Below are 21866 nucleotides of genomic sequence, written 5' to 3'. Positions count from 1 at the left end.
GAACCTTGTCAGCGGGTGACGTCGGGGTGGGTGCGGAACCACTCGATCGTGCGACGCAGGCCCTCCTCGGCGGAGATCTGCGGTTCCCAGCCCAGCTCGCGGGTGGCCAGGGTGATGTCGGGGCGGCGGACGGTCGGGTCGTCGACGGGCCGCTCGATGTGCACCGTCTCGGAGGACGACCCGACCAGCTTCACGATCCACTGGGCCAGGTCGAGCATCGAGATCTCGTGCGGGTTGCCGATGTTGACCGGCCCCGGGATCGACGCGCGGGTCAGCGCGAGGATGCCGTCGACCAGGTCGTCGACGTAGCAGATCGACCTCGTCTGGCTGCCGTCGCCGGCGAGCGTGATCGGCTCGCCACGCAACGACTGGCGCACGAAGTTGGGGATCGCGCGGCCGTCGTTCGGGCGCATCCGCGGGCCGAAGGTGTTGAAGATGCGCACGATGCCGGTGTTGGTGCCGTACGTCGTACGGAAGCCGGTCACCAGCGCCTCGGAGAACCGCTTCGCCTCGTCGTACACACTGCGCGGGCCGACCGGGTTGACGTAGCCCCAGTAGTCCTCATGCTGTGGGTGGATCTGCGGGTCGCCGTACACCTCGGACGTCGAGGCCATGATGAAGCGGGCGTCATTCGCGCGGGCCAGCTCGAGGCCGTTCAGGGTGCCGAGCGAGCCGACCTTGAGAGTCTCGATCGGGAACTCGAGGTAGTCGATCGGCGAGGCCGGTGAGGCGAAGTGCAGCACGACGTCGACCGGTCCCTCGACGGGGATGCCGTCAGAGACGTCGGCCTCGACCAGCGAGAACAGCGGGGTGCCCGACAGGTGCTCGACGTTCGACTCCGAGCCGGTGATGAAGTTGTCGACCGCGACGACCTCGTGTCCTTCCCCGACCAGCCGCTCACACAGGTGCGACCCGAGGAATCCGGCGCCGCCCAGGACGACGACGCGCTGTTGGTTGCCCACTTCGATCTACTCCTCAACTACGACCGGGCAGAGCGCCCGGAAAGCTTGTGCCCGGCGACGGCGTTGCCGGTGACACCGGGGCCGTTGCCAGCAGGGACTCCAGTGCGGCCGTGAAGTCGGCCACGGGGATGGTGATGTCGTCCTGCACGCCGCCCATCGGGTTGCCCTCGCGCACCGGGCGGGCAGACGTGCCGACCAGGAAGGCGTACGTCGACTCCGGGATGTTCGACGCGATCGCCCAGAAGCACTTGTTCAGGTAGCGCGGTGCGAACAGCTCGAGCACGCGCACGCCGGGCGAGCAGAAGTTCAGGTTGGTCAGCGCGGCACCGTGGGGCGCGACGATCACCGACGCCGCGGCGAAGTGGTCGATCTGCTCCTGCACGGACAGTGCGCCGCAGTCGATCTTCACGAAGCCCTGTCGCTCGAGGACCGCGAAGATCTCGTCCTCGTTGACCAGGCGCCGGGTGTTCCTCGCCGACCCACGCGTGATGTAGATGCGGTCGGGCAGCGTCGAGGCGGCGGCGCTCGGAGGCAGGTTCGTCGAGAGCCACCGCGTCGTCCACGGGGGCGCCATCGTGTCGGGGTTCGACATCGAGGGCACCAGCAACGTGTCGGGCCTCAGGGCCAGGTGCTTGGCCGGCTGCAGGGTCGAGACCGCGTCGAGGCCGAGCATGCCCAGCAGCTGCTCCTGGTAGCGCGAGCCACGGCTGAGCAGGAAGTGGTCGGGCAGGTCCCCGGGCCGGGCCTCCTGGTGGACGCCCCAACGCGGGAGCAGGTCCATCACGAAGTGGTAGTAGTTGCCGCCCGTGCCGCGGGTGGCGAGCGACAGCAGCGACCCGTCGACCGGGGTGACCGGCGGCATCCGCCGGCGCAGGTAGATCGGGTGCTCCTGCCAGCCGTTGACGCCGTAGTACTCCGACGTCTCGTAGTCGAGCACACCTCGTGGTGTCACGTGCGCCGCGTAGTCACCGACGACGAGGCCGTTCTCGATCGTGAGGAGGAACCGGCGCGGTTCGTCGTACGACCCGAGGCCGCGCCAGAACCAGTGACCGGTCGGCTCGAGGCGTGGGGCCGGGCGCGCCGGCGCCAGGGGTTGTACGACGGCCGCCGGGTCGAGGCGGCACGTCTCGTCGACCGACTCGGTCCCGATCCACGGCATCGCCCGCATCGACCTGTCGCGAGTTCCGATCGACCTGTCGCCAGTTTCGGCGTGGGCCACGAACTGGCGACGGGTCAGCGACAACTGGCGACGGGTCGGCACGAACTGGCGACGGGTCAGCGCGCCGACGCGACGGGTGGCGAAGCGGTGCGCGCGCTTGACCACCGGGAAGGCCGGCTCGAGCCAGTTGGGCAGTCGGGACACGTCAGCGCGCCAACCAGACGGTGCCCTGGCGCGGGCCGGCTGGCTCGTGGCGGCGCAGGGTGAAGCCGCACGAGGTGAAGAACGCGTGCAGCTCGTCCCACGAGTGGCCCGGCACGTCGTGGTACTCCATGACCACGCGCGAGACCGACGCCCAGTCGGAGGGCGAGGAGCCCAGGACGATGTCGTACTCAGCGCCCTCGGTGTCGATCTTGACCAGGTCGACCCGCCCCCCGGCCGCGGCGACGGCAGCCGCGAAGCGGATGCACGGCACCTCCACCAGGGTGCCATCGGGAGCGGTCAGCCCGTTCAGGCCGGAGGCCTGGCCGTTGTCGTTGAACGAGATCGTGCCCTCGTGGTCGGAGACCGCGGTGGCGTGGACCGTGATCGACGCGGAGAAGCCGTTGTCGGTCACGTTGCGGCGCAGCCACGCGGCGGTCGACGGCGATGCCTCGTAGGCGTGCACCTGCACCCGCTTGGCGGCACGCACCAGGGCAAGTGAGAAGCACCCGACCTGGCCGCCGATGTCGAGGGCGACCAGCGACGGTGGAAGGCCCGAGATCGTCTCCTTCATGCGGTAGGTGTCCTCGGAGAACACCTCGTAGATCGGCACCCGGGCACCGGCCACGTTGGGGCAGGAGACCGTGCCGCCGCCGCGCAGCCGGTAGGTCAGCGACGGCCGCGCCCACGGTGTCCGCGCGGAGGCGAGGTTGAACAGCAGCGACGCGCCGTTGGCGTACTGCAGGGTCTGCCTCACGCGGCGTGCGGCGAGGGCGGGACGGCGGCTCACATGATCTCCGGGGTGTGGGTGGGGGCGCGGTGCTTGCCCGCGGTGAACGACTGCTCCCAGGCAGTCAGGTTGGTCGCGGAACGCCGCGACGACGGGGCGCCCGAAACTGGCGACGGGTCGCCCGAAACTGGCGACGGGTCGGCGGGAACTGGCGACGGGTCGGCGGGCACGTCGTCGTCCGAGTAGACGGCGGCCAGTGCGGCCAGCGCCAGGCCGGCCCAGACGAACCTGTCCCACAGTGAGTTCGTGATCACCGCGACCGCGGCGTACGCCAGCGGCACGTAGCCCAGCCGCCGCAACGGGCCGGGCCGGAACAGTGGCACGACGAGGTTCCAGAGCACCATCACAAAGGCCACCGCGCCGAAGATGCCGATGCCCACCGCGACCTGCAGGTAGACGTTGTGCGCGTCGAGTGCGGTGATGTCGAATCCGTTGCCCTGCAAGGGTTTTGCGAGAAACTCCTGGACGCCGGTGGTGAACGCGCGCTCGCGGGCCTGGTCGGAGTACGACGCGGTCGAGTCGCCCTTCAGCCGGGCCAGCGCCGAGCTCTCGCCGGCGATCGAGATCAGCCAGTTCAGCGATGCCAGGCCGAGGATCGCCGCCGACACCACGAGGTACGCCGACAGCACCGAGCGCTCCACGAGCGGGTAGAGCACCGCCAGCATCACCATGCCGAGGAGCGAGGCCCGCGAACCGGAGAGGATCGCGCTGGCGATCACCGCGCCGCCCGCAGCCCAGACCAGCAACCGCATGCCGGTGGTCTCGTAGCGGGAGTAGAGGTGGATCAACATCGCGAACGACATCAGGGCGCCGAGTGCGAAGAAGTTCGTGTGCGTGGTCAGGCCCATGTAGCGGCCGTTGGGGTTGGCCCCGACCACCATGCCGCCGACCAGGCTGATCACCTGCCCGGCCACGAACGACCACGCCAACCCGTCGATCAGCTTGATCGAGGGTCGCCACCACAGGAACAGGAACGGCAGTACGACGACCGCGGCGACCAGGCGGAACCCGTAGTTGAGGCTCATCAGTGGCGCCTCGTTGAGCAGCGACGCGATCACGGTGAGGACCAGGATCAGGCTGCCCGCGACGGCGAAACCGGTCGGCACCCGGGACTTGCGCATCAGCATCGTCGGCACCAGCAGTCCGAAGCCGGCGGCGAAGAACAGATCGCTGAACGTCACGAAGTTGACGGCCTCGGCGGGACGCACGTTGTTGAGCGGTGCGAACACCATCGCCGCGATCATGGCAAGGGTGCCGAGGCGCTCGGTGCCGAGGGCGACCAGCATGGTGAGCCCGACGGCGAGGACCACCGCCAGGATCATCGTGATCGTGTTGACGGAGGCCAGCGCCAGCAGGCCGGCCAGGACCAGCAGGCCCGAACCGTAGGTGGCGACAGGCTTCATCTCAGGGCTTCAGCGAGACCCAGCGGCCGGTCTTGTTCGCCGCGTCGTCCTCGTCGGCGTAGTAGTAGTAATAGTCCTGGTTGCTGCGACGCGGGGCCATGTTGACGATCACGCCGTACAGCTTGGCGTCGACCTGCTCGATGCGCTGGCAGGCGTCGTGCAGCTGCTCCTTGGTCGTCTTGCCGTGACGGGTGACCAGCAGGGCACCGTCTGCCGCGCGGGCCAGGATCGCCGCGTCGGCCACCGGCAGCAGTGGGGGAGCGTCGATGATGACCACGTCGTACATGTCGCGCAGCTTGCCGATCAGGTCGCGGGTGGCGTTGGACTGCAGCACCTCGGTGGGGTTCGGCGGGATCGGGCCGCCGCTGAGGAAGTCGACGCCGGTCTCGGTGTGCTGCTGGATGCTGTCGACCAGCGAGGTCTTGCCGACCAGCACGGTGGTCAGTCCGACCCGGCCCTCGAGTCCGAGCAGCCCGGCGATCCGCGGACGGCGCAGGTCGCCGTCGACCAGCAGCACCCGGCGTCCGGCCTGGGCCAGCGCCACGGCCAGGTTGGTCGAGGTGGTGGTCTTGCCCTCGCCGGGCAGTGCGCTGGTGATCACGAACGACTTCGGCTGGGCGTCGAGGTCGAGGTAGTCGAGGTTGGTGCGCAGCACGCGGAACGCCTCGGCACGCGGTGCGAAGCCGTTGAGGTCGGTCAGCAGGGGGTGCTTGGGCACGTCGGCGTCGTACCCGATGGAAGCCACCACGCCGACACCGCTGATCTTGCGCACGTCTTCGGCGGTCTTGACCGTGTTGTCGGTGATCTCGCGCAGCACTGCGACACCGAAGCCGATGACCAGGCCGATCAGGCCCGCGACGACGAGGTTCAGGAGTGTGCGCGGGGAGACCGGGTCGGAGCTGTAGCTGGCCGGGTCAGCCACCGTCGCGCGGATCGGCGTCGCCGCGCGGTCAGGAGCGTCGACGCGGGTGATGAACTTGGTGAGCTGCTCGGAGTGCGCCTCCGCGATCAGCTGCGCGGCCTTGGGGTCGGGGTCGGTCACGGTGACGTCGATGATGACCGTGAGTGGCTCGACCTCGGCCTTGATCTGGCTGGCGAGCTCCTCGGGCGACTGCTTGAGGCCGAGCTCCTTGATGACCTTCAACATGATCTCGCGGCTCGTGGCGAGATCGGCGTACGACGCCACCCGGCCGGACGACACGAGGCTGGCGGCGATCGCCTCGGACGAGTCCTCGACGTCGGTGGAGATGAACACGCGGGCAGTCGACTGGTACTGAGGAGTCACGAGGAAGGAATACGCACCGGCGGCCACCAGGGCGACCAGGAACAGGGCGACGATGGTCTTCCAGCGTCGCCGGGCAGTGCGCATCAGGTCTTTGAAGTCCACGCCGAACCTTTGCATAGAGGTGCTGTCGTCAGGTCAACGAAGTCTAGGGCGATCCGTTACTCGTCCGGCGCGTCCGTGACCTCTCCGCGGATGGCTCGTTGACCTCCCGAGAACCCGCCATCCGGGAATGAGGTCGAGCATGACGGAGCTCGCTCCGCGCACGGTGCGTCACGGTGCCACGCTGCCTGCAGCCGGGGTCGCCCTGACCGACCTCACGCCGAGCGTCCACCCCGTGCGTACGGCGTCGGTTCCGCTGGCCCGAAAGCCCGGTCCCCGGGCTCCGGGGGCCCAGGCTCCGACGGCCCAGCAGGACGCCGCACTCGACCTCCCCCCGCGGCGCGTGCCGCTCGCCCGCCGCCTCTCTCGGGTGGTGGCGGTCGTGGCGCTGTGCGACGTGCTCGTCCTGGCCCTGACCGCCTTCATCGCGGTCTCGTTCCGGGCCCGGCTCGACGGGGTCCTCGAGAAGGACACCTATCTCGAGTTCGCGTTGTTGAGCGGGATGACCCCGTTCGTCTTCCTGCTCTGGCTGGTCTGCCTTGCCCTCGGTGGCGCCTACGCACGCCGCAACCTCGGCGGAGGCACGGAGGAGTTCCGCCGGGTCGCGATCGCCTCCCTGATGGCGGTGGGCGCGGTCGGCACCGTGTCGTTCCTCAGTCGCAGCAACATCTCCCGCGGCTACGTGATCCTCTGCTTCGCGGTCGGCACGGTCCTCCTGCTCTCCACGCGGTACGCCGTCCGCAAGGTCCTGCACCACCTGCGTCAGACCGGTCGCCTGCACGCACGGGTGGTCGCGGTGTGCTCACCGACCGCGCTCGACGAGGTGAAGGCCAGCCTCGAACGACTCTCGTGGGCGGGCTACACGTTGGTCGGTGCCTGCGTGCCGTCCCACCACCTCGGTGAGCTCAGCTCGGAGCCGTCGGTGCCGATCCTCGGCGGCAGCGACGACATCGTCGCCGCCTGCGAGCTCACCGGCGCCGACACGGTGCTGGTGGCCGGTGGTGGTCACACGTCCTCCCAGGCGCTGCGGCGCATCGGCTGGCAGCTCGAGACGCTCGACGTCGACCTCGTCGTAGTGCCGGGCCTGATCGACGTGGCCGGCCCCCGCATCCACATGCGCCAGGTCGGGGGGCTGCCGCTGGTGCACGTCGACAAGCCCCAGGTCGGTCGCGCCGGCGGGTTGGTCAAGCGCATCTTCGACGTCGTGGTGGCCTCGGCGATGCTCGTCGTACTCTCCCCGTTGATGGCACTGATTGCGCTGGCCATCAAGCTGCAGGACGGCGGGCCGGTGTTCTACCGCCAGACCCGCAGCGGTCGCGACGGTGGCACGTTCCGGATGCTGAAGTTCCGCTCGATGGTCGTCGACGCCGACCGCCGGCTGGCCGAGGTGGCGGCGATGAACGAGGCCGACGGCGTGCTGTTCAAGGTGAAGGACGACCCGCGGATCACCCGCCTGGGCCACTTCCTGCGCAAGTTCTCCCTCGACGAGCTGCCGCAGCTGGTCAACGTGCTCTCCGGCGAGATGAGCGTGGTCGGCCCGCGCCCGCCGCTGCCCGCCGAGGTCGAGGACTACCCGGTCGACATGCACCGCCGGCTGCTGGTGCGCCCCGGGCTGACCGGGCTGTGGCAGGTCTCCGGTCGCAGCGACCTGTCGTTCGACGAGGCCGTGCGGATGGACCTGTACTACGTCGACAACTGGTCGCTGATCGGTGACGTGATCATCATGCTGAAGACGGTCCGGGCCGTGTTGCTCGGTCGCGGCGCCTACTGACGGGCTTCGCCGACCAACTAGCCTTTCGAGGTGAGCTTCCCCGTCCTGTTCGTCTGCATCGGCAACGTGTGCCGCTCCCCGTTCGCCGAACGGTTGCTGCGCACGCGCCTGGACGCGCTGGGCATCGGTGACCGGTTCGAGGTCTCCAGCGCCGGAGTCCGGGCGATGGCCGGCCGCCCGATGCACCCCGAGTCGGCGCGCACCCTGGTCGAACGCGGCGGGTCCCCGGACGGATTCACCGCGCGCCAGTTCCAGTCAGGACTGGTCGACGCGACCGTCGCCGACACCGGTGGGCTGGTCCTGGCCGCCACCCGCGACATCCGGTCGCGGCTGCTCGAGGAGGCGCCGCGGGCGCTGAGACGCACCTTCACGTTGCTGGAGTTCGTCGCGCTCGCCGAAGCGCACCGGGCCGCGGGCGAGGTACAGCCCGGCAAGCGCACGCATGCACCGGTCGTGTCCGACGACCAGCGCCTCCGCCGGCTGGTCGAGGAATGCGCCGAAGGTCGTGGCGCCCTTCGCCTCGAGGAGTACGACATCGCGGACCCGATCGGGCGCTCGCCGGAGACCTACGACGGCGTCGCCGCACTGATGGCCGACCAGATCGACCGCCTGGCCGCGATCCTGCTGGACCCGGTCTGACTCGACGCTGCAGGAAATCGCGCGGATTCCGCCGGATTCCCTTCAGCGATGCCTGGGTCAGTAGACCAGCGCCTGCACTCCGTCGCCCAGGGCTTCCTCGACGAAGACCGGCGCTCCGGCGATGCGGATGTCGTCGTACGCGTCCGCGGTGGTGATCGAACGACGGTCCGCGCACTGCGTGCAGAGCGTGACCTGCCCGGCCTCGCGAACGGTGGCCAGCAGGTCTGCCAGGGGCGTGGCCAGCGGCAGCGAGAACTCCTCCGCCTTGCCGGGTACGGCGAACCATGCCGCCTCGCCGGTCAGCCAGAGTCCGACGTCGACGCCGGACACAGCCGCCGCCGCGGCGACCGTGAACGCCTGGTTGCAGCGTTCGGGGTCCTCGACGCCACAGGTCACCTTGATCAAGAGTCTGCGAGCCATGCCCCGACCCTATCTGCGCGAACCGTGGGTTCTTGATGCGCCAACCGTGGATCCTTGATGCGCGAACCGGGAACTCTTGATGGTCCGGGTCGCGGACTAGACTGCCGCCCATGCCGTTCGAGCTCCCTGACAACCTGCACCCCGACTGCGCCCCCATCGCCTGGATGCTGGGCACCTGGCGTGGCAACGGCCACGGCGACTACCCGACGATCGAGAAGTTCGAGTTCGGCCAGGAGCTGATCTTCACCCACGACGGCCGCCCGTTCTTCCACTACATGGCGCGTGCCTGGGTCGTCGACGACGAGGGCAACAAGGTCCGCGACGCCGCGATCGAGACCGGCTTCGTGCGCTGCAAGCCCGAGGGAAAGGTCGAGGTCGTGATGGCGCACAACACCGGCTTCACCGAGATCTGGTACGGCACCGCGGGCGAGGCCCGCATGGAGATCGTCACCGACGCGATCGCCCGCACCGAGACCGCCAAGGAGTACACCGCCGGCAAGCGTCTCTACGGGTACGTCGAGGGCGACCTGCTCTACGCGTTCGACATGGCCGCGATGGGCCAGGGCCTGCAACCGCACATCTGGGCGCGCCTCCAGCGCCAGTGAGTGGCCAGACATGAGTGACGACTTCGCGGACCGGATCCGCTCGAGCGGCAAGCGGCTCACCGCGCAGCGCGAGCTGATCCTCCGGGCTGTCGAGGCGCTCGAGCACGCCACCCCCGACGAGATCCTGACCGAGGTCCGCAAGCACTCCGCCGCGGTCAACGCCTCGACGATCTACCGCAACCTCGAGGTCCTCGAGGAGCTCGGGCTGGTTCGCCACGCGCACCTCAGCGACCGCGCTCCGACGTACCACTCGGTGGGCGAGCACGAGCACTTCCACATCGTCTGCCGGGACTGCCACAAGGTGGTCTCGGTCGATCCCGACGTGGTGGCCCCGGTGGCGCGGAGGCTCGACGACGAGTTCGGTTTCGTCGCCGACATCGGGCACCTCACGGTGTTCGGACACTGCGCCGACTGCCTCCCCGGATAGCGTGCGGCCGTGGCGTCCGGCCCCGGAAAAGGGAGACGGGCCGCAGCCCAATCGGGGGGAGGGCTGCGACCCGCGCAATCGTCCACACTAGCGAGATCTGTCAAGCCGTTCGACCCCCAAATGGGGGGTGCCGCCACGCCCACCGTCATCGAGGGGCTCGAGGGACGGGTCCGTCAGGAAACCACCGACATGCGGCCCTGAACGCACGACGTACGCTGGGGAGCGTGACCAGCCCTCTCCTCGACCTGCCCGGTGCGGTCTCCGGCAACGGCATCGACGCCGATGTCGCCGCGCACTACGGCTCCTTCAACACCGAGCAGCGCGCGCTCGAGGCCGGCGACGGCTTCGTCGACCTGTCGCACCGCGAGGTCATCCGCCTGACCGGCCCGGACCGACTGACCTGGTTGCACAACCTGACCACGCAGCACGAGAGCGAGCTCGGCTCCGGACGCCCGACGATGGCGTTGATCCTGAGCCCGCAGGGCCACGTCGAGCACGCGATGTACGGCGTGGACGATGCCGACAGCGAGACCTTCACCGCCCACGTCGAGCCGGGCCAGGCCCAGGCGCTGATCGACTTCCTGCTCAAGATGCGGTTCATGATGCGGGTCGAGGTCGACGACGTCACCGCTGACACCGCGGTGGCCTGGCGCCCCTCCAAGCGCATCGGCGTCCCGTTCGACGGCTACGAGTTCATCCCGCGCGACCGCTTGACGGCGTACGCCGAGGCGGCCGGCCCGGCAGCTGGCCTGTGGGCCTTCGAGGCGCTGCGGATCGCCCGCGGTGAGCCGCGACTCGGCCTCGACACGGACCACCGCACCATCCCGAACGAGGCCGGCTGGATCACCACCGCGGTCCACCTCGACAAGGGCTGCTACCGCGGCCAGGAGACGGTGGCCCGCGTGCACACGCTCGGTCGTCCGCCGCGTCGCCTGACCCTGCTGCACCTCGACGGTTCGGAGAACCGGCTGCCCGACCAGGGCGCCGAGGTCCACCACGGTGACAAGGCGGTCGGCTTCGTCGGTACGTCGGCACGCCACCACGAGCTCGGCCCGATCGCGCTGGCGATGGTCAAGCGCAACGTGCCGACAGATGCCGACCTCACCGTCGACGGCATGCCCGCCGGCCAGGAGGTCATCGTCGACCCCGACGCCGGTCTCCACGTGCGGCCCAACCTTCGCGGCTGACCGGCACGAGGAGCGCGGAACGCGACAACGCGGAAGATCCGGGTCACGTGATGCCTGCGATGTTCCGCGCTGTCGATGCTGGCGTGTCGAACGTCGCCGGGTGGTGGTTGGTCGGGACAACCCGCGACCCGTAGGCTGTCGGCCGTAGTCCCGTCGAAGGAATGGATAGGTATGGCTCTCGAATCTGCCGAGCGTCCGTGGGGATCGTGGCACGTCCTGGATGAGAACCAGGGCTACAAGGTCAAGCGGATCCAGGTGAAGCCCGGTCAGCGGCTGTCCTACCAGACCCACAAGCACCGCTCCGAGCACTGGGTGATCATCTTCGGCATCGCCACCTGTGTCATCGACGGCGAGACCATCGTGGCCGGCCCCGGCGAGTCGATCGACGTCGCCGTCGGCGCTGCGCACCGCATCACCAACGAGCACTCCGAGGAGCTCGTCATCGTCGAGGTGCAGCACGGCGCCTACACCGGCGAGGACGACATCTGCCGCCTCGAGGACGACTACGGCCGCGAGGACGAAGAAGCCAAGGCCTGAGGCAGACGTCACGGCTCGGCCCGCGTCTCACATTGAGACGTCGGGCCGGTTCAGCACCGGTTCAATGACAGGTGGCCGCATCGAGCCCCTCTGATCGACGAGGGTGACCGAGGCGGACGCCGGATCGAGCCGAGCAGAGGAGCCGTCGATGAACGCCGCGCCAGTGGACTGGCAGAGTCACAGTGCCGAGGGCCTGGCCCGACTCCGTGTGGAGGCCATGCCTGCCATGGAGCTGATCTATCTCGATGCCCTGGCCGTTCACCTGCTCGGCCCGGACGCGCCGACGGCGCCGTACACGGTGGAGCACGGTGCCGCGATCGCCAGCCTGCTGCTCAGGGCCGCCGCCGACTCGGCAGCCGTGGACCTGGTCGTCGAACCCGATGACCGGGACGCCGCTGCGGCCGCGGCCCGTACGGCGATCGTGGACGGCGCACATCGGTTCGCGGGGCGCGGGGGACACGGCGTACATCAGCTGGTGACCCGATTCCTCGGCGCCGCGGTCGGCGAGTTGGAGCGGCTCAAGGACACGCCTGAGGCTCAGGTGGCCTCGCTGTTCCACTACGGCCTGCTGGCGATCGCCTCCGGTCCGCAGAACCAGACCACTGCCGAGACCGCCGAGAGCATCCGGGCGACGTTCCATGTCTGGGACGAGCGGATCGGCGACGGGTTCGTGCCGCCGTGGCGCGTCGTCGCCCTCCGCGAGTAACGCGCTGTCCACGACGCTGTGCACCCCTCTGGCCGGGTGCACAGCGTCAAGAGGGGCGCGGTAGTGCCGCCGTACGCCGGCGACCGTGGATCAGTCGACGGCGAGCTCTCCGAGTCGCGACCAGTCGTCGCCGGGGGCCTCGAGCGAGACGATGCGCGGGGTCTCGACCAGGTGCGGCGGCAGGTTCTTCTGGGCGTCCTTGAAGTGCTGCGAGCCGACGTGAGCCCCACCGGCCTCACCGTCACGGAAGGCCTCGACGAGAACGAACTCCGTCGGGTCGTCCAGGCTGCGTGACCAGTCGAACCACAGGCAACCCTCCTCGGCGCGGGTGGCCTCGGTGAACTCCCGGGTGATCTCGGGCCAGGCATCGACGCTCTCGGGGCGGACCAGGAACTTTGCGGTGATGAAGATCATCGCCCCAGCAAACCACGCCGGCGGAGGATCGCAGTCTCGATTTGAGACCGTACGCCGGCACTTCAGCGGTGCTGTTGACGCTTCGCCCGCGGCACAACGCGTGTGGAGCGACCGTAACCCCGCGTTACTCGCGAGGGGGCGGGGTCAGGTGACGATGCCGTAGTCGCGGATCTTGCGGTAGATCGTGGCCCGTGACATCCCGAGTGCCTCAGCGGCGGCGGACTTGTCGTTGCCGTGGTCGGCGAGGGCGTCGATCACGGCGTCGCGCTCGAGGGTCTCCATCCGCGTCAGGTTGCGACGGGTGGTGGCACGGCATTCCGGCGGCAGGTCCTCCACCTCCACGACGCCGGACCGGCGGACCCGCACGATCGCGCTCATCACCTGCTTCAGGTGCGTGACGTTCCCGGACCACGGGAGCCGCATGAGCTGGTTCATCGCCGGCTTGGACAGGATCAGCTCGGGTGCGCCGGCACGGTTCAGCAGCAGGCGCACCAGCGCCGGCACGTCCTCGAGGTGGTGCCGCAGGGGCGGCACCAGCACGGTGCGCGGGAAGAAGTGCAGCAGGTGGAGGTCGAGCTTGTCGTCGACCGCGCCGGCTCGCGTGGTCAGGGCCACCCAGGGGTCCTGGGCGACCGATGCGTCCTGGATCTCCTGGAACAGCTCGGTGAGCTCGTCGAGCTGCGTCTCGTCGAGTGCGTGGGCGTGACGGACCACGAGGTCTGTCCCGGCTTCCAGCTCCGCGCGCGCCCGCTGCACGAGGTCCGCGCCCGCGGTCTCGACGTCCAGCACGCTCAGCTGGCGGTTGGACCCGCTGTGCTGGTGGACGGCGGTGACCAGCGTGTGCGTGCCCGCGCCGGACTCTCCCTGGAGCACCACCCACTCGCGCTTGGCGACGGTCTCGAGCAGCTCCTGGGTGACGTGGCGCCACACCGCGCTGGCACCCGCCATGCCGGGAAGGGCCGGCCCGCGCGGCCGGGGCACATGTCCGGCCGTCCGTTGCTCCTTGATCTGGATGATCCCGCCCGCGAGCGCCGTTCCGGCGAAGGTCGGCTGGTAGGCCATCCGTGCGATGACCCCGCTGGGCAGGTCGGCCAGGAAGGTGCACGGGTCCTGCATGCCCACTGCCTCGCGGGTCTGGTCGAGCAGCGCCGCCTGGTCCGTGGCGTCGAAGTGCTGCTGGGCCAGCGCGTTCATCATGAAGACCTTCTCGCCGACCGCGATCACCGGGCCCCCGGAGTGGCGGCATGCGGCGTAGTAGCCGCCGAGCAGGGCGCTGTCGAGCTCGTTGGCCTCCTCCAGGATCCGCTCCTGGATGCGACGGGCAGCCAGCTTGGCGAACGACAGCAGCAGGGAGTTGGAGTTCTCGGCCTTCGTGCTGATGTCGATGACGCCGAGCAGGGCTCCGGTGACCGGGTGGTTGATCAGGGCGCCGGCACAGGAGAACTGTCGCAGGTTGCCGGTGTAGTGCTCGTTGCCGTTCACCAGGATCGGCGCGCCGATCTCCAGGGCGGTGCCGATGCCGTTGGTGCCGACGTCCTGCTCGGCGTAGCAGAACCCGGGTGCGAGGTGGACGGCGTCGAGTGCCTTGAGCAGGTGGGAGTCGCCGCCGCCGCGCTGGAGCACGACGCCGTTGCTGTCGGTGAGGATCAGGCACGCCGGCTCGTTGGCCAGCTCGTCGGAGAGTGAGGCCAGCACGGGGCGGGCCGCGCGCAGGAGCACCGACTCGGGGGCGCTCTCCACGTACGTCGGGTCTGGGTGGTCCGTGTCGACGCGGGAGGCGAGTGAGCGCTCCCACGAGATGCGGATGAACGGGCGGACTGTGCTCACGAAAACTCAGGCTACCGCCGCCGGATGTGACCCGCGTCTCACATTGAGACAGGACCGGGGTTCGCCCCCCGGTTTCATCAGTGCTCTCCCCGCCCCGACCTAGGAGGCAACATGAGCAGACAGAGTCTCACCAAGGCCCACGCCAAGATCAGCGAACTCACCTGGGAGCCGACCTTCGCCACCCCGGCAACCCGCTTCGGCACCGACTACACGTTCGAGAAGGCACCCAAGAAGGACCCGCTCAAGCAGATCATGCGGTCCTACTTCCCGATGGAGGAGGAGAAGGACAACCGTGTGTACGGCGCCATGGACGGCGCCATCCGCGGCAACATGTTCCGCCAGGTCCAGCAGCGCTGGCTCGAGTGGCAGAAGCTGTTCCTCTCGATCATCCCGTTCCCGGAGATCTCGGCGGCCCGTGCGATGCCGATGGCCATCGACGCGGTCCCGAACCCGGAGATCCACAACGGGCTTGCGGTCCAGATGATCGACGAGGTGCGTCACTCGACGATCCAGATGAACCTCAAGAAGCTGTACATGAACAACTACATCGACCCGGCCGGCTTCGACATGACGGAGAAGGCGTTCGCCAACAACTACGCCGGCANCCTCACGGTGGTCGCCGAGACGGCGTTCACCAACACGCTGTTCGTCGCGATGCCCGACGAGGCGGCCGCCAACGGCGACTACCTGCTGCCGACGGTCTTCCACTCGGTCCAGTCCGACGAGTCCCGGCACATCTCCAACGGCTACTCCATCCTGCTGATGGCGCTGGCTGACGAGCGCAACCGGCCCCTCCTCGAGCGCGACATGCGCTACGCCTGGTGGAACAACCACTGCGTGGTCGACGCCGCGATCGGCACCTTCATCGAGTACGGCACCAAGGACCGCCGCAAGGACCGCGAGAGCTACGCCGAGATGTGGCGTCGCTGGATCTACGACGACTACTACCGCAGCTACCTCCTCCCGCTGGAGAAGTACGGGCTGACCATCCCGCACGACCTGGTCGAGGAGGCCTGGAACCGGATCGTCAACAAGGACTACGTGCACCGCGTCGCGCAGTTCTTCGCCACCGGTTGGCCGGTCAACTACTGGCGGATCGACACGATGACCGACACGGACTTCGAGTGGTTCGAGGAGAAGTACCCAGGCTGGTACAGCAAGTTCGGCGCGTGGTGGGAGAACTACAACCGGCTCGCCTACCCCGGCAACAACAAGCCGATCGCCTTCGAGGACGTGGGGTACAACTACCCGCACCGCTGCTGGACCTGCATGGTGCCGTGCCTCATCCGCGAGGACACCGTGTGCGAGAAGGTCGACGGCCAGTGGAAGACCTACTGCTCCGAGACCTGCCACTGGACCGACGCCGTCGCGTTCCGTGCGGAGTACGAGGGTCGCGAGACGCCCAACATGGGTCGCCTCACCGGCTTCCGCGAGTGGGAGACACTGCACCACGACAAGGACCTCGCCGACATCGTCGAGGACCTGGGCTATGTGCGCGACGACGGCAAGACCCTCATCGGTCAGCCGCACCTCCACCTCGATGACCCGAAGAAGATGTGGACCCTCGACGACGTGCGCGGCATCCAGTTCATGAGCCCCAACGTGCTCCTGAACCAGATGTCCGACGACGAGCGCGAGAAGCACATCGCCGAGTACCGGCTGAACGACATGTCGAAGATCGCCTGAGCGACCTTCGTCCGCCGCCGGGACTCTCGGCCAGCACGGGTCGGCGGCGCCGCCACGAATCAGCGGCGCCGCCGACCCTGCCGACAACCTTCCCGCCGACCCTGCCGACAACCTTCCCGCCAACCCGGCCGACAACCTTCCCGCCAACCCGGCCGACAACCTTCCCGCCAACCCGCCCCCACGGACATCGAAGCATCACGACGAGAGGAGCCCCCATGCCCGAGACGCACAAGATCTACTTCGAGCCCGTCGACATCGAGATGGACGTCGGCGAGGACGAGAAGATCCTGGACGCCGCGTTCCGCCAGGGCATCCACCTGATGCACGGCTGTCGCGAAGGCCAGTGCTCGGCCTGCAAGTCCTACGTGCTGGACGGCGAGATCCAGATGGAGCGCTACTCCACGTTCGCCTGCAACGATGCCGAGGTCGACGAGGGCTACGTCCTGCTCTGCCGGGCCCACGCCTACAGCGACTGCACCATCGAGCTGCTCAACTTCGACGAGGACGAGCTGCTCGGCGGCGTCCCGATCCAGGACGTGACGACCAGGATCGCGGCGATCGAGCCGATGACCCGCGACATCGTGTCCCTGCGACTGACGGCGACCGAGCCCACGACGTACGACTTCAAGCCCGGGCAGTACGCCGACCTGACCATCCCCGGCACCGACGAGACCCGCTCGTTCTCGATGGCGACGACCCAGTCGACACCGGGCGAGGTCGAGTTCCTGATCAAGAAGTACGCGGGCGGGAAGTTCTCCGCCCTGCTCGACGAGGGCCTGTCGGTCGGCGACGAGATCAAGCTGACCGGCCCCTACGGGTCGTTCACCCTCAAGGAGGGTCACGTGCTGCCGGTGGTCTGCATCGGCGGCGGCGCGGGCATGGCGCCGATCCTGTCCCTGCTCCGGTGCCTCGAGGAAACCGGGAGCACCAGGCCGGTGCGCTTCTACTACGGCGCCAGGACGGCCGAGGATCTCTTCTACGTCGACCTGATCACCACGATCGGCAAGGGCCTGCGGGACTTCGAGTTCGTCGTCTGCCTGTCCGAGTCGATGCCCGAGGACCCCGCGGCGTACCCGTTCGAGGCCGAGGCCGGCAATGTCACCGACGTGGTGGCCCGCCGCGAGGAGAGCCTGAACAAGGCCGAGGTCTACCTGTGCGGTCCGCCGCCGATGGTCGACGCGGCGATGGAGTTCCTCGAGCAGCACGGGGTGCCGAAGGACCAGGTCTTCCACGACTCGTTCACCAGCCCCGTGACCGGGGACTGAGCACCACCCGAGCCGAACAAAGCAGATCAACCCGGCAGATCAACAAGCAGATCAACCAAGGAGTTGAAAGACATGGCAGACATCACCGATCAGAAGGAACGGAGCTTTCCGAAGATCGAGTTCACCGACTCGGAGGCCGGAGCGCTGACCTTCCCGAGCTCGAAGAGTCGCAGCTACAACTACTACAAGCCGGCCAAGCTGCGGGCCACGATGTACGAAGACGTCACCGTCGACGTACAGCCTGACCCCGAACGGCACCTCACCCAAGGGTGGATCTACGGCTTCGGGGACGGTCCCGGCGGCTACCCCCAGGAGTGGACGACGGCGAAGTCGTCGAACTGGCACGCGTTCCTCGACCCCAACGAGGAGTGGGAGCAGTCGATCTACCGCAACAACTCCGCCGTGGTGCACCAGGTCGAGCTGTGCCTGAAGAACGCCAAGCGGGCCCGGGTCTACGACTCGTGGAACGGCCCGTGGCTGAAGTTCATCGAGCGCAACGTGGGCGCGTGGATGCACGCCGAGAACGGTCTGGCGCTGCACGTGTTCACCTCGATTCAGCGCTCGGGCCCCACCAACATGATCAACACCGCCGTGGCCTTCAACGCCGCCCACAAGATGCGCTTCGCCCAGGACCTGGCGCTGTTCAACCTGGACCTCGCGGAGGCCGACGTCGCGTTCGAGGGTTCGGCGCACAAGGAGGTCTGGCAGGAGGCGCCGGAGTGGCAGCCCACCCGTGAGGTCGTCGAGCAGCTGACCGCCGTGGGCGACTGGTGCGAGCTGTTGTTCGCCACCAACATCGTCTTCGAGCAGCTGATCGGGTCCCTGTTCCGCACCGAGCTGGTGATGCAGGTCGCGGCCCGCAACAGCGACTACATCACCCCGACCCTGGTCGGCACCGGCGAGAACGACTACGACCGCGACCTGGGCTACACCCGGGTGCTGTTCCGCCTGCTCACCCAGGACGAGGAGCACGGCGCGGCCAACAAGGAGCTCTTCGGCTCGTGGCTCGCCAAGTGGGTGCCCCGCTGCCAGGAGGCCGCCCACGCCCTCCAGCCGATCTGGTCCCAGGCCGCCGAGAAGCCGGTCACGTTCGCGACCAGCCAGGCCAACGCCACCGCGAAGTTCGTATCCCTCCTCGAGGACCTCGGCCTCGACATCCCGAAGGAGCTTGACCAGTGAACATGCAATTCGGATCCGCCACGGAGTTCTCCAACATGTGTGGCGTCACCCTGATGAACACCCCGATCGGGCGCGTCGTCGCGGAGGTCATGGGCGGCAAGGACGGCGTCGAGCTGACCGAGTACCCCTCGATGATCCGCGTCGACGGAGTCCGGCTCCTCGAGTTCGAGTACGACGAGCTGACCGACGCACTCGGCACGGAGTTCGACGGCTCGGTCTTCGAGGAGATCAGCTCCACGCACTACGGCCGGATGGTGCACCTGGACGACAAGACCATGTTGTTCGCCAGCCCGGAGGACGCGGCCGAGTACATCGGCTTCGACCTCACGGCCAGCAGCTGAGCCACCCACGAGCGTCCCGTCCGGGGCCCGGGTCTGTGGCCCCGGGCGGGACCAGCAGCAGACCAACAGACCAACAGACCACCAGACGCACGAGAAGCGAGGCACGACATGTACACCAAGGATGGCGAGAACTACTTCATCGTCGACAGTCACGTTCACCTGTGGGACGGCCGCAAGGAGAACCAGAAGAACGTCCACGGACAGGAGTTCATCGACTGCTTCTTCGACTACCACAGCAACCTGAGCCCCGACTCCGAGAAGTGGAGCTACGAGGAGTACGTCTACTACGGCGGCGAGCGCCTCATGAAGGACCTCTTCGACGACGGGTACGTCGACCACGCCATCTTCCAGTCCACGATGCTGATGGAGTTCTACGAGCGGGGGTTCTCCTGCTCCGACGAGAGCTGGGCCCTGACCCAGAAGCACCCGGACAAGCTGACCTACAACCACTCCTTCGACCCGCGCAACGGTGAGGCGGGTCTCAAGCAGCTCGTGGAAGACGCCGAGAAGTTCGACCTCCGGGGCGTCAAGCTCTACACGGCTGAATGGCACGGCGACTCGCGTGGCTACAAGCTCAGCGACCCGGGCTGTCGCACCTACCTCGAGAAGTGCCTCGAGCTGGGGATCACCAACATCCACGTGCACAAGGGCCCGACCCTCAAGCCGTTGGACCGCGACGCCTTCGACGTCGCCGACGTCGACGCCGTGGCCTCGGACTACCTCGACCTGAACTTCATCGTCGAGCACTGCGGACTGCCGCGCCTGGAGGACTTCTGCTGGATCGCCACCCAGGAGTCGAACGTGTACGCCGGGCTCTCGGTCGTGATGCCGTTCATCCACACCCGGCCGCGCTACTTCGCCGAGGTGATCGGCGAGCTCCTCTACTGGGTGGGCGAGGACAAGATGACGTTCTCCAGCGACTACGCGCTGTGGACGCCGAAGTGGCTGATCGAGAAGTTCGTGGACTTCCAGATCCCCGAGGACCTCACCGACTACGCGCAGATCACCACCGACCAGAAGAAGAAGATCCTGGGGCTCAATGCCGCCGCGCTCTACGACATCGAGGTGCCCGAGCACCTCCGGTTGCCGACCTCGGCCGGCGACGCCGAGACGGAGGTCGCCCCGGGCGCGAAGCAGGCCGTGGCGTCATGACACTCCTGGCCACGTCCCTCGAGTCCGAAGTGATGGCCGAGCTGTCGACGGTGCTCGACCCCGAGCTGGACGAGCCCATCACGGACCTGGGCTTCGTCCGCTCGGTGGCCATCGACGACACCGGTGTCACCGTGCACGTGCGGCTGCCGACGTCGTTCTGCTCACCGAACTTCGCCTACCTGATGACCTCCGACGCCGTGGACGCGCTGCGTCGCGTGGAGGACATCGGTCAGGTCCGGGTGTTCCTGGACGACCACCACGACTCCGACAAGATCAACGCCGGGTTGGCCGCGGACGCCGGCTACCGGGGCACCTTCGGGGTCGAGGCCGAGGACAGCCTCGACGAGCTACGGCTGATCTTCCAGCGCAAGGCGCACACCGCGGCCATGGAGCGCTGCATCGAGGACCGGCTCAAGCACTCCGGCCTCACCGTGGCGGACATCTACCGCCTGCGGCTGAACAACCTGCCTGGCGGACGGCTCAAGGAGGCGCTGCTGCGGCGGCGTACGGCGATCGGGCTGGGCATCGGCCCCCACGCACGGGTGTTCGTCGACGAGCACGGGGAACCCGTGCCGCCGGACGAGGTGCCGTTGCGACTCCGCTTCGCCAAGGCCGTACGGATCTCCATCGAGGGCAACTCCCACTTCTGCCGCGGGCTGCTGGCCACGCGCTACGAGGAGGGGGAGGACCTCGCCACCCGCATCACCAACACCCGCTCCTCGAGTGGCGGGTCAGCAAGGAGGGCGTCATGAAGGCAGTGCAGGTCGTGGGCTACCACACCAAGATGCAGTTGACAGAGGTTCCCGACCCCGAGGTGCAGGGACCGTTCGACGTCGTCGTCAGGATCGGTGGCGCGGGGGTCTGCCGCACTGACCTGCACGTCCTCGAGGGCCAGTGGGAGGCCAAGTCCGGCGTCGAGCTCCCGTACACGATCGGCCACGAGAACGCCGGCTGGGTGCACGCCCTGGGCGACGCGGTTACCAACGTCGCAGTGGGGGACAAGGTGATCCTGCACCCGTTGATGACCTGCGGCCTGTGCCGCGCGTGCCGCTTCGGTGACGACGTGCACTGTGAGAACAGCCAGTTCCCGGGCATCGACACCCACGGCGGGTACGCCGAGTACTTGCTCACCAACGCGCGCAGCGTCGTCAGGATCGACGACTCGCTGGAACCGGCCGACGTGGCCGCGCTCGCTGACGCCGGCCTGACGGCGTACCACGCGGTCGCCAAGACGGCCGCCGCCACGCGACCGGGAGACGTCTGCGTGATGATCGGCGCCGGGGGGCTCGGCCACATCGGCATCCAGGTGATGAAGGCGATCTCCGCGGCCACGCTGGTCGTCGTGGACCGCAACCAGGCGGCCCTCGACCTGGCCCTCGAGATCGGCGCCGACCACGCGATCCTGGCCGACGGCAACCACGTCGAGAAGGTGCTGGAGCTCACCGGTGGCAACGGGGCCGAGGCCGTCGTCGACTTCGTCGGTGAGGGCGGCGCGACCGCCGAGGGCATCGCGATGCTGCGCCGGGCCGGTAACTACTACGTCGTCGGGTACGGCGAGAACATCAACGTCCCGACGATCGACGTGATCTCCACAGAGATCAACTTCATCGGCAACCTCGTCGGCTCCTACAACGACCTGCAGGAGCTCATGGTCCTCGCGGCCAGGGGCGACGTACGCCTGCACACGACGACGTACCCACTGGAGGACTTCCAGCGGGCGCTCGACGATCTCGACGCCGGCCGGGTCAGGGGCCGGGCGATCCTCGTGCCCTGACGGCCCGACCGCACCGACCCACCACCCCACCCACGGA

21 protein-coding genes and 2 pseudogenes are annotated in these 21866 nt (G+C 68.3%); 15 read left to right on the top strand and 8 right to left on the bottom strand.

The features are described from left to right. Positions 1-8 precede the first annotated feature (8 nt). The 5 genes from ASH02_RS15485 to ASH02_RS15465 are packed head-to-tail and all read right to left on the bottom strand — an operon-like array spanning position 9 to position 5902. The gene (locus ASH02_RS15485) at positions 9-962 is read right to left on the bottom strand and encodes a UDP-glucuronic acid decarboxylase family protein (protein WP_056890246.1); all 954 of its coding nucleotides are present in this window, start codon (positions 960-962) and stop codon (positions 9-11) included. 13 nt (positions 963-975) lie between these two features. After that, positions 976-2325: a glycosyltransferase family 61 protein gene (locus tag ASH02_RS15480; RefSeq protein WP_057295034.1), complete on the bottom strand. Its 1350-nt coding sequence runs from the start codon at positions 2323-2325 to the stop codon at positions 976-978. Position 2326: 1 nt separating this feature from the next. Continuing rightward, complete coding sequence (locus ASH02_RS15475) at positions 2327-3112, bottom strand: FkbM family methyltransferase (protein WP_057295033.1); 786 nt, start codon at positions 3110-3112, stop codon at positions 2327-2329. Then, positions 3109-4515 (bottom strand): O-antigen ligase family protein, encoded by a 1407-nt coding sequence (locus ASH02_RS15470; RefSeq protein WP_057295032.1) that lies wholly within the window; start codon positions 4513-4515, stop codon positions 3109-3111. Before ASH02_RS15470 ends, ASH02_RS15475 begins: the two co-directional genes overlap by 4 nt. Position 4516: 1 nt before the next feature. Next, entirely contained in the window at positions 4517-5902 is a 1386-nt protein-coding gene (locus tag ASH02_RS15465) for a polysaccharide biosynthesis tyrosine autokinase (RefSeq protein WP_056688590.1), read from the bottom strand. A 139-nt stretch (positions 5903-6041) separates the two neighbouring features. Between ASH02_RS15465 and ASH02_RS15460 the strand changes: the two genes are divergently transcribed. Further along, the gene (locus tag ASH02_RS15460; RefSeq protein WP_057295031.1) at positions 6042-7670 is read left to right on the top strand and encodes a sugar transferase; all 1629 of its coding nucleotides are present in this window, start codon (positions 6042-6044) and stop codon (positions 7668-7670) included. A 30-nt stretch (positions 7671-7700) separates the two neighbouring features. Then, positions 7701-8309, top strand: a complete 609-nt coding sequence (locus ASH02_RS15455) for an arsenate reductase/protein-tyrosine-phosphatase family protein (RefSeq protein ID WP_056688584.1) — start codon at positions 7701-7703, stop codon at positions 8307-8309. A gap of 57 nt (positions 8310-8366) precedes the next feature. Here ASH02_RS15455 and ASH02_RS15450 read toward each other — a convergent pair whose 3' ends face one another. Then, positions 8367-8729 carry a DsrE family protein gene (locus ASH02_RS15450; protein WP_057295030.1) on the bottom strand — a complete coding sequence of 121 codons (363 nt, stop codon included), beginning with the start codon at positions 8727-8729 and terminating at the stop codon, positions 8367-8369. A 110-nt stretch (positions 8730-8839) separates the two neighbouring features. On the opposite strand from ASH02_RS15450, the gene ASH02_RS15445 reads away from it, so the two are divergent. From ASH02_RS15445 to ASH02_RS15425, 5 genes are all read left to right on the top strand, one after another. Continuing rightward, the gene (locus ASH02_RS15445; protein WP_056688576.1) at positions 8840-9334 is read left to right on the top strand and encodes an FABP family protein; all 495 of its coding nucleotides are present in this window, start codon (positions 8840-8842) and stop codon (positions 9332-9334) included. A gap of 10 nt (positions 9335-9344) precedes the next feature. Continuing rightward, positions 9345-9761: a Fur family transcriptional regulator gene (locus ASH02_RS15440; RefSeq protein ID WP_056688573.1), complete on the top strand. Its 417-nt coding sequence runs from the start codon at positions 9345-9347 to the stop codon at positions 9759-9761. A gap of 224 nt (positions 9762-9985) precedes the next feature. Beyond that, a complete protein-coding gene (ygfZ, locus tag ASH02_RS15435; RefSeq protein ID WP_056688570.1) occupies positions 9986-10948 on the top strand; it encodes a CAF17-like 4Fe-4S cluster assembly/insertion protein YgfZ in 963 nt (320 codons plus the stop codon). 171 nt (positions 10949-11119) lie between these two features. Then, on the top strand, positions 11120-11485 hold the full coding sequence (locus tag ASH02_RS15430) for a phosphomannose isomerase type II C-terminal cupin domain (protein ID WP_056688567.1): 366 nt from the start codon (positions 11120-11122) through the stop codon (positions 11483-11485). A gap of 148 nt (positions 11486-11633) precedes the next feature. Continuing rightward, positions 11634-12191 (top strand): hypothetical protein, encoded by a 558-nt coding sequence (locus tag ASH02_RS15425; RefSeq protein ID WP_156409780.1) that lies wholly within the window; start codon positions 11634-11636, stop codon positions 12189-12191. A gap of 90 nt (positions 12192-12281) precedes the next feature. On the opposite strand, the gene ASH02_RS15420 is transcribed toward ASH02_RS15425, so the two are convergent. Then, entirely contained in the window at positions 12282-12605 is a 324-nt protein-coding gene (locus ASH02_RS15420) for a putative quinol monooxygenase (RefSeq protein WP_057295028.1), read from the bottom strand. A gap of 144 nt (positions 12606-12749) precedes the next feature. Then, positions 12750-14432, bottom strand: coding sequence for a sigma-54-dependent Fis family transcriptional regulator (locus ASH02_RS15415; RefSeq protein ID WP_200959160.1), 1683 nt, complete (start codon positions 14430-14432; stop codon positions 12750-12752). Positions 14433-14543: 111 nt separating this feature from the next. Between ASH02_RS15415 and ASH02_RS27565 the strand changes: the two are divergent. The 8 genes and pseudogenes from ASH02_RS27565 to ASH02_RS15380 all read left to right on the top strand — a co-directional run. Then, positions 14544-15036, top strand: a pseudogene (locus ASH02_RS27565) (hypothetical protein); the annotation flags it as partial. Position 15037: 1 nt separating this feature from the next. Then, positions 15038-16118 (top strand): annotated as a pseudogene (locus tag ASH02_RS27560) (hypothetical protein); the annotation flags it as partial. Positions 16119-16333: 215 nt separating this feature from the next. Continuing rightward, positions 16334-17383, top strand: a complete 1050-nt coding sequence (locus ASH02_RS15405; RefSeq protein ID WP_057295026.1) for an FAD-binding oxidoreductase — start codon at positions 16334-16336, stop codon at positions 17381-17383. 72 nt (positions 17384-17455) lie between these two features. Then, entirely contained in the window at positions 17456-18562 is a 1107-nt protein-coding gene (locus tag ASH02_RS15400) for an aromatic/alkene monooxygenase hydroxylase subunit beta (RefSeq protein WP_056890239.1), read from the top strand. A gap of 2 nt (positions 18563-18564) precedes the next feature. After that, the gene (gene mimD, locus ASH02_RS15395; protein ID WP_156388542.1) at positions 18565-18903 is read left to right on the top strand and encodes a propane 2-monooxygenase effector subunit MimD; all 339 of its coding nucleotides are present in this window, start codon (positions 18565-18567) and stop codon (positions 18901-18903) included. A 108-nt stretch (positions 18904-19011) separates the two neighbouring features. Then, entirely contained in the window at positions 19012-20055 is a 1044-nt protein-coding gene (locus ASH02_RS15390) for an amidohydrolase family protein (RefSeq protein ID WP_057295025.1), read from the top strand. Continuing rightward, positions 20052-20807, top strand: coding sequence for an iron-sulfur cluster assembly protein (locus tag ASH02_RS15385; protein ID WP_056688543.1), 756 nt, complete (start codon positions 20052-20054; stop codon positions 20805-20807). The genes ASH02_RS15390 and ASH02_RS15385 overlap by 4 nt, the downstream gene beginning before the upstream one ends. Next, a complete protein-coding gene (locus ASH02_RS15380) occupies positions 20804-21829 on the top strand; it encodes an NAD(P)-dependent alcohol dehydrogenase (RefSeq protein ID WP_057295024.1) in 1026 nt (341 codons plus the stop codon). Before ASH02_RS15385 ends, ASH02_RS15380 begins: the two co-directional genes overlap by 4 nt. The last annotated feature ends 37 nt before the right edge of the window (positions 21830-21866 follow it).

Source organism: Nocardioides sp. Soil796 (assembly GCF_001429525.1).
Taxonomy (GTDB): Bacteria; Actinomycetota; Actinomycetes; order Propionibacteriales; family Nocardioidaceae; genus Nocardioides.
The sequence above is the reverse complement of the archived record's forward strand: the minus strand, read 5'-3'. Positions and strand labels throughout refer to the sequence as shown.